Raw genomic sequence first — 12,143 nt, 5'->3', positions numbered from 1 at the left:
TCACGAGTTAAAGCGATTCGTAATAATTTTAGAGTGCTAGACACACATGATTTATTTAAAATCTACTGTAATGATTGCTTTCATATTTAGCTATATTAACTCATTGGCCGAAACTTTTAATGCCTATAGAATATTTTATCATCAAGATTCTAATATCTCTTTAGCTCGTCAATTTATACAAGATAGAATTAGCTTAAAAGATTCAAAAATCTTTATTGTAAAAAACCAAGAAAACTGTGTCGTTGGCTTTATTCAGCTTTATTCAGCTTTATCCAACATTTTCATCTGTATCTATCAGTAAAGCTTGGATTTTAAATGACTTATATGTAGATAAAGATCACCGTAGACAAGGTATTGCTGAACATCTCATGACAAAAGCCATTGAATGGGGCCAAATAACCCAAGCTAAATATTTAGCACTAGAAACTGGCTTAGACAACCTAGCAGCCCAAACACTGTATAAACGTATGGGTTTCATTGAACAAAACCAGACTATGTTCTTTGAATTTCCTTATTAAAAAACTTGAATCACCTCATATTTAAATATGGGGTGAAAAACGACATTATTATGTAAATCATATTAGGAGTAATAGGTTAGTTAAATTTTGCAATTCAAAGAATTATTTATAATCATACTTACGTGTTAAATAATCTGAAATAAATGTAAATGTTAAGCATAACGCAATTAAAACGATAGACAACATACCCACCACCGGAAAGTCCGTGCCACCATCTGAAATTTTACTATACAGTACTAAAGGTAAAATATTCAGTTGGGTCCCTGACAGTGCTAAAGCTGTGCCATACGCCCCTAGAGCCACAGAACACATCACACATAAAGAGGTAATCATTGCAGGTAATACTTGAGGAAACAAAATAAAACGATAACTTTGTAATGTCGTTGCACCAAAGCTTTTAGATACATCAATCTGACGCCAGTCAAAGCTTTGAAATACAGGCAATAAAATAAATACTGCTCTTGGAATCAGGTAATAACAATACGCCATGCCCAAACCGATTGGGGTAAAAATAATATTACCAATATACTGATCTGAAAAACCCACTTGGCCTAGTAACTGCGTAACAAAACCTGCACGACCAAAGACCAATATAAAGCCATAAGCCACAATTAATCCACTAAAGACCAATGGTAAAGAAATCAGTATGCTAAAAAACTGTCTCGTAGTATCAGAACAACGGCTTAAATGAAATGAAATAAACAAAGCAACTACAAGCGATGCAAAAGAAGCCATCACTGAGAGCACAATACTGCCCGTAATACTACTTAATAAATAGCTGTCTGATAACATTCGGTTAAACGTTGCAACAGGTGCTTGCAACGGTTCATAAAAAACAAAGACCACTGGAGCAATGAAAAAAAACAAATAACACACCAGTACAGGCACAATTGCCAACCAACCATTAAATATTTTTTTAAAACTCACAATGGTCTCCTTAAATTTATTGTGAAAGGACTGCAGAAGCCCAACGCTTATCTAACTCAGGTTTAATCTCTGCCGCTGCATTTAAATCGAGTGGTTTAATTTGAGAAGCTGGTTTAAGCTTATCTTTCACACTCTCAGGTAATGGCGTACTTGTAACCACAGGACGAACAAAACCTTCAGCAAATAACGCTTGCCCTTTTGATGACATTACGTAGTTGGCCCATAGTTTTGCCGCCTCAGGGTTCGGGGCATTTTTAACTAAAGACATCGCATAAGGTGCGGCCAAAGATACTTCTTTTGGAATCACAACAGCCACGTGATCACCCATACCATCTTTATTCATGGCTTTTAGACCGTCATTTTCATAACCAATCCAAATTGGAATCTCGCCCTTTAAAAACTGTGCATATGGCGTTGTACCTACAACACGTAAAATATTGCCCGATTTTTGCAATTTACCAAAATACTCAACGCCTGGGTTAATATTTTTCATTGTACCGCCCTGACTCAAGTTGGCAGTCAGCACGACCACTTGACCTTGGCCTGTCGTACGAGGGTCTTGATACACAATACTATTTTTATATTCAGGTTTTTGTAAATCGGCCCATGACTCAGGTACATTTTTAACGAGTTTTTTGTTGACTAAAATTGCAACCGTTAGCGAATGAACAGTAAACCATTGGCCATTGCCCTCTTTAAATACTTGCGGAACTTTATCAAAATTTACAGGTTTATAAGAGGCCACTAAATTTTTCTTAGCTGCATCAATTGCAGATGCACCAAAATAATATGCTGTATCTGCCTGCGGGCGATGCTTTGATTTTTCCAAAGCCACGACAGTTGCAGCTGAGCCTAAGTCATTATAAACAATTTCAACGCCAGGATAGCGCTTTTTGAAATCAGTAAATAAACTACTCCAATTTGCCCAAGTTGGCCCAGTATCAAAAGACACCACCATGCCTTCTTTTTTGGCTTTCTCATACTGTTGCTGTTCGTTTGGGTATAACTCTCCCCCTTCCAAAGGATTTGCAAAAGTAGATGCTGCTGACATAAACAGTACAGCACCAAGCATTGTATTTAACAGTGTTGATTTCATAATGAATTTTCCATAATAAGATGTATTGCATATGCAGGGATTGAAATACGCTGTAATTGATCACAAGGAAAAGCCGTATGTACTTTGACTACTTCACCTTGACTTTCAACGACATACTCATTAAAACCACCTAAAAATTGAGAACTGACCACTTTATTTATATCAATCACATTTACTTCACTGACAGATGGATTAATAATAATTTTTTCAGGTCTAACCATCACATTGACTTTTGAGCCCACTGCCAAAGATGTTGCTGTAATGCTTAAAACTCCTAACGCAGTTTTCACAGTGTCTTGCGTAAGTACCGTACCAATCCATACATTTGCTTTACCCACAAACTGAGCAACTGCTAACGAGTTTGGTCGATGATAAATATCTTGCGGTGATGCAGACTGTTGAATTTTCCCTTTACCCATGACAGCAACTTGATCGGCCATAGTCATGGCTTCTTCTTGATCATGTGTAATTAAAAATGTCGTAATATTAAGTGCTTTTTGAATACGTTTAATCTCTGTTCGCATCTCTTCTCTAAGTGATGCATCTAAAGCAGATAAAGGCTCATCAAGTAACAAAGCTTGTGGTTCAAAAATTAAAGCCCGTGCCAATGCAACACGTTGTTTTTGACCACCCGACAACTGACTTGGATACTTCTCTTCCATACCCGCCAAGCCAACCAAATCAATCATGTCTTGAACTTTGGTTTGAATGTCTTTTATACGATTAATTTTTAAAGGGTAGGCAATGTTTTGTGCCACGGTATAATGTGGAAATAATGCATAATCTTGAAAAACAATGCCCAATTTACGCTCAGCACATGAAAGATGATGCTGATTCTTATGGTTAATCCAAATTTCACCGGTATTAGGCTGCTCAAAACCCGCTAATAATTTAAGTAAAGTCGTTTTACCACAACCACTTTGCCCCAATACCGCAACAATTTCGCCTGTTGCAACCGATAAAGAAATATTATCAACACCAGCGCCACTGTTCGGATAAGTAAAAGATACTGAACGAAACTCTATCATGAGATTAAAAACCCTTTCTTTTAGTCCAAGGCTGCCAACTTGACAATAACGACATACTGGTCGCCATACACAGTAAAATGACTGTTGCCGCACAGGCCAAACCTGTTGCACCATAAAATGCTTGTAGCAATAAAGTTGGATACGTTCGGTTCATAAAGCCTGCAATAAAGTTGCTGAGTTGGAACTCACCCAATGAAATTGCAGCAACTGTCACTAAACCTGAAAAAATTGACTTTGATGCCAACGGTAGGAATATTGTTCTGAACCGTGTTAATCCATTTGCACCAAATGACTGCGCAACCTGATCTAAAGACACCAAAGGTGAACGAGAAATTTCAGCAGTCACAGTAAAATAAAAATATGGAAATGTAATCGCCCAGTGCCCAAGTATAAGTAACCACGTTGTACCTAACCAAGGCGTTACTTCTTGACTAAAAACTAAAATAAATCCAAAAGCTAAAATCAATTCAGGTACAGCAATTGGCAATAAAGCTAAAGTACGTGTAATACGCTGTATTCGCTTATTTTCACTCATGTGTAGCTGATAAACCAACGGTGTAATCATGATAAAGTTGAGTAAACATACACAGATACAGACAATTAAACTGGTGATTAGCGCACGTTTATAGGATGTAGATTCCCAAATTTCGAGATACCACTGCGTAGTAAAACCTGTTGGGAGTAAGCTATTTGTCCAACCTTGCCCAAAAGAGCCAACTATTAATAAAATAATTGGCAATAACAAATAGATTAAATACAAATAGGTGACTTTTTTCATGATCACAAAGATTTAAAATGATTGTTTATGATCATATTTTTAAAACATGACAAAACAATGAAATATATTATTGGTCATAAAAATTTAATAATACTGCAACTACTGCCGACAAAATCTCATCAATCTTATCACTCACCACCACACCTTGAACAACAGGTGCAGTCGATGTTGCAAACACAGGCTTACCGTAATGTAGGCCATAAGCTATTTCACTTAATGTGCCCATACCACCACCAACAGCAATTAAACTAAAAGCAGACAATGCGATCAAAGAGTTTCTTGTTGGCCCCATATTTGTAGTAACAATTTGTTTTACATACTTATTTGCATCAAAAATATGGTCTGTTGGAATTAAACCAATACTTGTACCCCCCTTTTGATATACTCCTTTACATACGGCTTCCATCACGCCATTACGGCCACCACAAATCACGGGCAAACCAATATCAGCCAAACACTCACCTAGTTTTTCAGCAAAAATATACTCTTGCTCAGACGCCTCTTTAGGACCAATCACCCCAACAGGTGCAATCTGTAAGTATTGCGCATATTGTTTTAATAAAATCAGACACTGTTTTGTATCATGGCATTGTGTTAAAGCATCTATTAAATGATTGTGTAATGAAATGAGTCTAATCTGTGTAGAACGTTGATTACAGTACAAGATATGGCTATCTGTACATACTGTAAATTTTAAATTTGAGATTATTTTATGCATAAGATCATATATAATTCATAAAGTATGATTAAATTTGATCATAAAAGATCATTATGACATTTTAAGGAAAACTATGTCTAAAATTAGACAACACCAACTACTCGAAATTGTTAAAAAAAATGGCTATACCTCTATTGAGCAATTAGCAGTACAGTTGGAATGCTCACAACCCACCATTCGTAGAGATATTACAAAACTATGCAATGACAACCTACTACAACGTTTTCATGGTGGTGTGAGTCTGATTCATAGCAATGATGTACGCTTAGGGCATACCTTCAAATCATCTTATATGGTGAAAGAAAAAAGCCAAATTGCTCAATATTTACTAGAAAAAATAAAATCAATAGAAAGTGTTTTTTTAGATACAGGCACAACCTGTGACCAAGTTGCTTATGAAATGAATAAGCTCAGCAACAAACAAGTCATTACCCACAATTTATCAGCTGCACTTATTTTAGCAAAACAAGATAAACACACAGTAATTGTTTTGGGAGGCATTATTCGTGGTAGTGATGGTGCTGTAACAGGAGATGAAACTTACCGTCAAATTAAAACTTACATCGCAGATATGAGTATTGTATCTGCATCGGGTTTAGATCTTACTGGCAACGTACTCGATTTTGATTTAGAAAAAGTAGAAGTAAAAAAATCAATGATGCGGGCATCAACCACGCGAATTTTACTTTTAAGTTCTGATAAATTTAGAAAAACAGGCGTAAAAATTGTTGCATCTATTACAGACTTCGACTATTTGATTACAGACCAACAACCCGAACCGGCATACACACAAATGCTTAAGGCAAATCGAGTTAAGCTCATTGTGGCATAAAAAAATACCCTAGCATTCTAAAACACTAGGGTTTTCAGATTATAAAATAATCCTACACAAGAACGATTAACGGTTGTTTTTATCTTCGTCTTGATTATCTTCAAATTTTTGCTCAGCTTCAAAGTTATTGCTTTGAGGTGCTGCGCTGAAGTTGCCTTGGTTAAAACCACCACCGAAGCCACCTTGGTTACCACCACCGAAGCCACCTTGGTTACCGCCACCGAAGCCACCTTGGTTACCGCCACCGAAGCCACCTTGGTGCCCACCACCAAAACCGCCTTGATGTCCACCACCGAAGCCACCTTGGTTACCGCCAGCGAAACCACCTTGGTTACTACCACCACCAAAACTGCTTTGGCTGTTCGGATTAAAGTTTGCACCTTGCGTTGTACCAGTTGCAGGAGCACCTGCTGGACGAGGGTTTCTTGCTGGTACAACTGTAGAAATCGCGTGTTTATAAACCATTTGGCTGACAGTATTCTTTAAAAGTACAACGTATTGGTCAAATGACTCAATGTGGCCTTGTAGCTTGATGCCATTTACCAAGAAAATAGATACTGGAATACGCTCTTTGCGCAAAGAGTTTAAGAAAGGATCTTGTAAGGTCTGGCCTTTAGACATGTTATTTACTCCAAAAAAATAAAAATGAAACTAGCGCAAAACTGGCTTTAGTTTTTTAAAAATTTATAAAAAAGACAGTTTGCAGATTTTGCGTTATCTGTAACAGTTTCGCAAGTGTTCTTGTGCTTGTTTTATAGATAAAAACGTTACAATTCGATGTTTTTCACCTAAAGAACGTAACCAAGTGAATTGTCTTTTCGCAAGTTGTCTGGTTGCAAAGAGTGCTTTGTCCTCCATATTTTTAGTATTTGCATCTTTTTGTTCTTCATTGAGTAAGAACTCAAGTGCTTGGCGATAACCCACTGCCCGCATGGAGGGTGTTTCGGCTGTAAGATCATATTTACTTGTTAAATATTTTACTTCACTTAAAAAACCGATATCCCACATTTTATTGAGTCTTTGCTCAATTGACTGATGTAATTTTAGCCGATCTGGGACTAAAGCATAATTATGAAAATTGTAATGATATGGTAGTGATTTAGGTTGTTCTCTTTGTATTTGTGTAATTGAACGCCCTGTTAAACGATACACCTCTAATGCACGAATCATTCTTTGCTTATCTGAAACAGAAAACTTTTCAGCTGCATCAATATCAACCCGTTGCAACTCTTCATGTACAGATTGCCAGCCATGCAGCTCTGCCTGCTTTAATATTTCATCACGTACACTCTGATCTGCACTCGGTAAATGGTCAGATAAGCCCTCAAGCAATGCCTTAAAATACAGCATTGTACCGCCCACTAAAATAGGTACTTTACCCTGTGCGTGCGTTTGATCTATAACACGTTTTGCATCTATAACAAACTCAGCCGCAGAATAGACTTCTAACGGCGTAATTAAATCAATTAAGTGATGTGGATACTGCTGTTGCTCTTCTACAGATGGTTTTGCTGTTCCAATATTCATATCTTTATATACTAAAGCTGAGTCTACTGAAATCAACTCAAAGCCACCTTGTTCATATAGCTCACAAGCCAGTGCAGTTTTACCACTAGCAGTTGGTCCCATTAAATTAATGACAGGTAAGGTATTGCTCATGAATCACTACTCTCCTCGAGCAAATAATTTATCTAACTGTGATAGTGGAAAAGCACGCCATGTTGGTCTGCCATGATTACACTGGCTTGCAAATGCCGTCTGTTCCATTTGACGTAATAACGCATTCATTTCGGGTAAACTCAATTGCCGATGCGCACGCACCGCACCATGACACGCCATGCCTGCTAAAATTTGATCTCGTTTTTGCAGCAAGCCTAAAGCTTGGTCATTTGGGTCTAAGTCATTGAGTAATTCAGATACCAAATGCGTTAAATCTGCTTGATGTAAAATTGCAGGTACACCACGTACAATCAGTTCATGTTGACCATATAAATCAAGCTCTAAACCGAATTTTTCAAATTGTGCTTTACGTTGTTCAAATTTTTCAATTTGAGATACGCTTAGGCTAATTATTTTAGGAATTAACAGCTGCTGCGATGCCCAAAACTCGGTATTGTCCCAGCTCGCTTTCATTTGTTCAAAAACAATTCGCTCATGTGCAGCATGCATATCTACAATAATTAAGCCTTCGGTATTTTGTGCCAAAATATAAATACCATGTAACTGAGCAATTGCGATACCTAAAGGGTGTTCATCTTTAGTTTGCGCTGTTTCAATCTGTTCAGCGTCACGTAATGGCGCCAAATATGACTGCAAAGCATTTTGAAAATGTGGCCCAGAAGGTACACTTGTCGGCCGACCATAGTTTACCGAAGACTTAACTTGCGCTTGATTGAATGTTGTTGTTAATCCATCATTACTTTCATGCGATATTGAGCCTTGTAGAGGTGTTTGTTTAACTGGCTGTTGATGTAAACCAAGCGTCTCTTGTAGTCTAGGCTGGGGCATCATTGTTTGATGCACGATAGGTGCTTTAACAGCTTGGCTTAAATCAGCAATCGCGGTTTGAAATTGTGCCAAAACCTCTTTTGCAGTATGACGTACAAACTCATGCACACTTCTTTGATTTAAAAAGCGCACTTCGTGCTTTGTCGGGTGAACATTAACATCTACAGTGTCTGGCTCAACTTCTAAAAACAACAAATACCCTGCATACTGATGTCCATGCAAAATACCGTCATACGCCATACGTAGTGCATGAGAAATGGTTTTATCTTTCACAATACGACCGTTCACATATACATATTGTAAATCGGCTTGAGGGCGTGCATCTGAGGGGTGACCTAACCAACCACTCAAACGTATTCCTGTCATTTCTGCATCAACCCAATATGCGTTGTCTGCAAAAGCCTTCCCTAAAAGTTTCTGTACACGCTGTAATCGCAATGCGCCACTGGTTGCTTTGGGTAAATTAAGCTTAATTTGATCATTATGCTCAAGCATAAAACGCACATCAAAATACGTCAGGGCTAAACGGCGTACTACCTCTTCTATATGTATAAACTCAGTGGATGGTTTTTTTAAAAATTTACGCCGTGCAGGGACATTAAAAAATAAATCTTGTACACGAATATGTGTACCACGATCACACGCACAGGCTCTCACCTGTTGGTGATTAAATGCAGTACCATTAATTTCAAGCTGATAGCCCACACCTGAGTCATCTTGGCTACTTGTAAGGCTTAAACGAGAAACTGCAGCGATAGACGCTAAAGCTTCCCCACGAAAACCTAAACTGGCAATCGCATGCAAATCATCAGGCGTTTTTATTTTACTTGTAGCATGACGCATCACAGCAAGTGCTAGATCATCGGCATGAATACCAACACCGTTATCTATAATCTCAATGAGTGTGCTACCACCTTGTGCCACTCGAATAATGAGCGAGTTTGCCCCTGCATCAATCGCATTTTCGAGTAACTCTTTCACCACAGATGAGGGGCGTTCAATGACCTCACCTGCAGCAATTTGATTGGCTAAGGCCGCATCTAACGTTTCAATTCGCTGTAGATTAGCGTTTTGCATTCAGATGTTCCTGTATTAACTCAATTAATCGTTTAGAATCACTTTCAAAGGTAAATTTACGGGCCTGCTCGTCTTCTGTTTTTTCAATGCGTAAAGTAATGTCCGCCATTGGAATTTCACCATCACCTTTCGATGGCCACTCAAATAAAAATAAAGCATGATCTTCTTCTAAATAATCACGAATACCCATGAGTTCAAGCTCATACGGATCATCTAAACGATATAAGTCGAAATGGAAGATATTACGACCATCAATATGATATGGTTCAACAATGGTATATGTCGGGCTTTTCACCGCCCCTTCATGCCCAAAAGACTCTAAAAAGTAACGTGTAAAGGTGGTTTTACCCGCCCCTAAATCACCAATTAAATACACGACCCCTTCAGTAAAACAACTGGCTAACGTATCTGCATAACGCTGAGTGTCTTGTATAGATAAAACATCTAAAGTGAGGCTGTGTAACATAGTCTTAAATCATAGAAAAAAATACCTTAGCATGATAACATTGCAACACTTGAAAACCTACTATTCACCGTTTATTTGCCTACACTATAGCACCTCATTTATGTCAGCTCACGACCTTAAACCACCCATGATACACGGCGTCAGTGCCAGTTGTGTTGTACTGCCATCACATACCAACTATAAGACCATTTTTGAGTTTTTATGTGCACATTTTCAACATATTCACGCAAGTGAATGGCAAAAACGCTGTGATGATGGCTTGGTCTTTGATCAATATTTAATGCCTATAAATACATTCACGCCATATCAAGCTCAGCAACATATTTTTTATTATCGTTTTTTAGCGCATGAAGTAAACGTACCGTTTCCACACCACATTATTTTTGAAAATAACGATATTCTTGTAGTCGACAAACCGCACTTTTTAACAGTCAGCCCTACAGGGCGTTATGTACAACAAACACTTTTAGTTCGTTTAAAACAACAGACTGGTATTGAAGATTTAAGCCCCATTCATCGCCTAGATCGTGAAACAGCCGGTTTAATCATGTTTTCTAAAAAGCCAACAAACCGTGCTGCATACCAACAACTATTTGCAGATCGTAAAGTTACCAAGCATTACCATGCGATTGCACAATATACATCAAGATTATCTTTTCCATATCAATTTCAGTGCCATATGAAAAAGGGAGAACCCTTTTATACCATGTGTATTGACCCACACTTACCCGTAAATAGTGAAACAATGATTGAGTGCCTCATGCATAACCAAAACTATGCAAAATACCTACTCAAACCCAGTTCAGGTAAACAGCATCAACTGCGTGTACATTTGAATGCTTTAGATATTCCAATTCTGTATGACCCGTTTTATCCTCTCGTCACGCACAAGGAAGAACACGACTTTCGCCAGCCTTTGCAATTGCTTGCATACATGTTGGCCTTTACAGATCCAATCACAAAACAAAATATGCAGTTTTTTTCTCGCCAAAGCCTGACATTGCCATAACAATGTAATGACAAAATAGTGCGTATAGATATTGTAATTGCTTAAATTTTAGCTAAAATAAATGCATATTAATTTACAATGAATTGGCTTAGCGTCATGAGAAAAACTGAAGTCTATCAAGTGCGTTTAGACTCACAAGAAAAAAAGCAAGCATTTGCCGTATTCAAACAATTGGGGATTACGCCTGCGCAAGCCGTGCGTCTTTTTTTTAAGCAAGTCGTTATTACTAAATCGATTCCATTTTCTATTGAAAATCAGAATATCAACCTAGACTCACTCAAAAATAAAAAGACCAACACTGCTTACGAACAACACAACATGAATGATGATGAGTTTTTACAAACGCTCCAAGCACTACTCAACAACAAAGATAATCCGTAAATATTTATTGATGCTGTAGTTTTAATAAGTCAGAGGCCTCTAAATACTGCCACTCGCCTTCTGCCAAAGTTTCAGGCAAAACCCACTCCCCGATTTGACTTCGATGCAACGTATCTACTGCATTCCCTGTTGCTGCAATCATACGCTTTACCTGATGATAAATACCCTGATGAATCGTGAGCTGTAAAGTGTACTCATCAACCTGTACTAGATCTGTGGCTTTATATAGACCAATTTCATTACGCAGTGCAACGCCTTCTGCTAACTGTTCAATCTGTGTGGCATCTATTGGGTCTTTTGTTGTCACTAAATATCTTTTTGCAATATGTTTTTTCGGATGAGTTAATCCATGCAACCACTTGCCATCATCTGTAAATAAAATAAGTCCTGTTGTATCTTGATCTAAGCGTCCAACTGCTTGTAAGCCACGGTTAATAAGTAACTCAGGCACTAAATCAAATACACTTAAATGATAGTCTGGTCGGTGTGAACACTCATAGCCTTGTGGTTTATTGAGTGCCAAGTACACATTTTCACGGTACTGGTACACCGTATCATTCACCGAATATTCAAGTCCTTTAGGATCTACATGCTGTTTAATACTTTTACAGACTTCACCATGCACAGAAACAGCACCAAGCTCAATTAAAAATTGGCATTCTTTTCTTGGGCCAAAACCTTGGGAAATTAACAATTTATCTAAACGCATTTGACTAACCTAAACCATGTATAAACTACAGTTTACTAAAAGGTTGTGATTTTATGAACTTTTTATGACTTATATATCAGCAATACAGATAAAACA

The 12,143-nt window shown here is 37.8% G+C and carries 14 protein-coding genes; 4 read left to right on the top strand and 10 right to left on the bottom strand.

The genetic code is table 11. The annotated features are described in order from the left end of the window. Positions 1–236 precede the first annotated feature (236 nt). Positions 237–518: a GNAT family N-acetyltransferase gene (locus BLS38_RS13105; protein WP_244518150.1), complete on the top strand. Its 282-nt coding sequence runs from the start codon at positions 237–239 to the stop codon at positions 516–518. A gap of 102 nt (positions 519–620) precedes the next feature. On the opposite strand, the gene BLS38_RS03570 is transcribed toward BLS38_RS13105, so the two are convergent. The 5 genes from BLS38_RS03570 to BLS38_RS03550 form a co-directional block, all read right to left on the bottom strand. Then, the gene (locus tag BLS38_RS03570) at positions 621–1,445 is read right to left on the bottom strand and encodes an ABC transporter permease (protein ID WP_092746962.1); all 825 of its coding nucleotides are present in this window, start codon (positions 1,443–1,445) and stop codon (positions 621–623) included. 16 nt (positions 1,446–1,461) lie between these two features. Further along, positions 1,462–2,541: an extracellular solute-binding protein gene (locus BLS38_RS03565; RefSeq protein WP_092746961.1), complete on the bottom strand. Its 1,080-nt coding sequence runs from the start codon at positions 2,539–2,541 to the stop codon at positions 1,462–1,464. Continuing rightward, the gene (locus BLS38_RS03560) at positions 2,538–3,569 is read right to left on the bottom strand and encodes an ABC transporter ATP-binding protein (protein ID WP_171258526.1); all 1,032 of its coding nucleotides are present in this window, start codon (positions 3,567–3,569) and stop codon (positions 2,538–2,540) included. Before BLS38_RS03560 ends, BLS38_RS03565 begins: the two co-directional genes overlap by 4 nt. 4 nt (positions 3,570–3,573) lie before the next feature. Next, on the bottom strand, positions 3,574–4,347 hold the full coding sequence (locus tag BLS38_RS03555; protein ID WP_092746959.1) for an ABC transporter permease: 774 nt from the start codon (positions 4,345–4,347) through the stop codon (positions 3,574–3,576). Positions 4,348–4,414: 67 nt separating this feature from the next. Then, positions 4,415–5,065: a TIGR00725 family protein gene (locus tag BLS38_RS03550; protein ID WP_092746958.1), complete on the bottom strand. Its 651-nt coding sequence runs from the start codon at positions 5,063–5,065 to the stop codon at positions 4,415–4,417. Positions 5,066–5,138: 73 nt separating this feature from the next. Between BLS38_RS03550 and BLS38_RS03545 the strand changes: the two genes are divergently transcribed. Further along, positions 5,139–5,897: a DeoR/GlpR family DNA-binding transcription regulator gene (locus BLS38_RS03545; RefSeq protein ID WP_092746957.1), complete on the top strand. Its 759-nt coding sequence runs from the start codon at positions 5,139–5,141 to the stop codon at positions 5,895–5,897. A 66-nt stretch (positions 5,898–5,963) separates the two neighbouring features. Here the strand turns inward: BLS38_RS03545 and hfq are convergent, their stop codons facing one another. The 4 genes from hfq to tsaE form a co-directional block, all read right to left on the bottom strand. Then, positions 5,964–6,518, bottom strand: coding sequence for an RNA chaperone Hfq (hfq, locus tag BLS38_RS03540; RefSeq protein ID WP_092746956.1), 555 nt, complete (start codon positions 6,516–6,518; stop codon positions 5,964–5,966). A gap of 93 nt (positions 6,519–6,611) precedes the next feature. Continuing rightward, the gene (gene miaA, locus BLS38_RS03535) at positions 6,612–7,556 is read right to left on the bottom strand and encodes a tRNA (adenosine(37)-N6)-dimethylallyltransferase MiaA (RefSeq protein WP_092746955.1); all 945 of its coding nucleotides are present in this window, start codon (positions 7,554–7,556) and stop codon (positions 6,612–6,614) included. Between the two features lie 6 nt (positions 7,557–7,562). Beyond that, complete coding sequence (gene mutL, locus BLS38_RS03530) at positions 7,563–9,482, bottom strand: DNA mismatch repair endonuclease MutL (protein WP_092746954.1); 1,920 nt, start codon at positions 9,480–9,482, stop codon at positions 7,563–7,565. After that, positions 9,469–9,948 carry a tRNA (adenosine(37)-N6)-threonylcarbamoyltransferase complex ATPase subunit type 1 TsaE gene (gene tsaE, locus BLS38_RS03525; RefSeq protein WP_092746953.1) on the bottom strand — a complete coding sequence of 160 codons (480 nt, stop codon included), beginning with the start codon at positions 9,946–9,948 and terminating at the stop codon, positions 9,469–9,471. Before tsaE ends, mutL begins: the two co-directional genes overlap by 14 nt. A 100-nt stretch (positions 9,949–10,048) precedes the next feature. Here tsaE and BLS38_RS03520 point away from each other — a divergent pair, with 100 nt between their 5' ends. Both BLS38_RS03520 and BLS38_RS03515 read left to right on the top strand, forming a co-directional pair. Then, complete coding sequence (locus BLS38_RS03520) at positions 10,049–10,957, top strand: pseudouridine synthase (protein ID WP_092746952.1); 909 nt, start codon at positions 10,049–10,051, stop codon at positions 10,955–10,957. 96 nt (positions 10,958–11,053) lie between these two features. Beyond that, the gene (locus tag BLS38_RS03515; protein ID WP_092746951.1) at positions 11,054–11,338 is read left to right on the top strand and encodes a type II toxin-antitoxin system RelB/DinJ family antitoxin; all 285 of its coding nucleotides are present in this window, start codon (positions 11,054–11,056) and stop codon (positions 11,336–11,338) included. A 4-nt stretch (positions 11,339–11,342) separates the two neighbouring features. On the opposite strand, the gene BLS38_RS03510 is transcribed toward BLS38_RS03515, so the two are convergent. Further along, complete coding sequence (locus tag BLS38_RS03510) at positions 11,343–12,047, bottom strand: pseudouridine synthase (RefSeq protein WP_092746950.1); 705 nt, start codon at positions 12,045–12,047, stop codon at positions 11,343–11,345. Positions 12,048–12,143 lie beyond the last annotated feature (96 nt).

Origin of the sequence: Acinetobacter boissieri (genome assembly GCF_900096955.1) — a bacterium.
GTDB lineage: Bacteria > Pseudomonadota > Gammaproteobacteria > Pseudomonadales > Moraxellaceae > Acinetobacter > Acinetobacter boissieri.
Note: the sequence above shows the minus strand (reverse complement) of the source record. Positions and strands in the feature narration are given on the sequence as shown.

Coding starts and splice junctions, on each gene's coding strand:
- BLS38_RS03560 (WP_171258526.1), bottom strand. CDS start 3,569: ATGATAGAGTTTCGTTCAGTATCTTTTACTTATCCGAACAGTGGCGCT.
- BLS38_RS03515 (WP_092746951.1), top strand. CDS start 11,054: ATGAGAAAAACTGAAGTCTATCAAGTGCGTTTAGACTCACAAGAAAAA.
- mutL (WP_092746954.1), bottom strand. CDS start 9,482: ATGCAAAACGCTAATCTACAGCGAATTGAAACGTTAGATGCGGCCTTA.
- BLS38_RS03565 (WP_092746961.1), bottom strand. CDS start 2,541: ATGAAATCAACACTGTTAAATACAATGCTTGGTGCTGTACTGTTTATG.
- BLS38_RS03545 (WP_092746957.1), top strand. CDS start 5,139: ATGTCTAAAATTAGACAACACCAACTACTCGAAATTGTTAAAAAAAAT.
- hfq (WP_092746956.1), bottom strand. CDS start 6,518: ATGTCTAAAGGCCAGACCTTACAAGATCCTTTCTTAAACTCTTTGCGC.
- BLS38_RS03550 (WP_092746958.1), bottom strand. CDS start 5,065: ATGCATAAAATAATCTCAAATTTAAAATTTACAGTATGTACAGATAGC.
- BLS38_RS03510 (WP_092746950.1), bottom strand. CDS start 12,047: ATGCGTTTAGATAAATTGTTAATTTCCCAAGGTTTTGGCCCAAGAAAA.
- tsaE (WP_092746953.1), bottom strand. CDS start 9,948: ATGTTACACAGCCTCACTTTAGATGTTTTATCTATACAAGACACTCAG.
- miaA (WP_092746955.1), bottom strand. CDS start 7,556: ATGAGCAATACCTTACCTGTCATTAATTTAATGGGACCAACTGCTAGT.
- BLS38_RS03555 (WP_092746959.1), bottom strand. CDS start 4,347: ATGAAAAAAGTCACCTATTTGTATTTAATCTATTTGTTATTGCCAATT.
- BLS38_RS03520 (WP_092746952.1), top strand. CDS start 10,049: ATGTCAGCTCACGACCTTAAACCACCCATGATACACGGCGTCAGTGCC.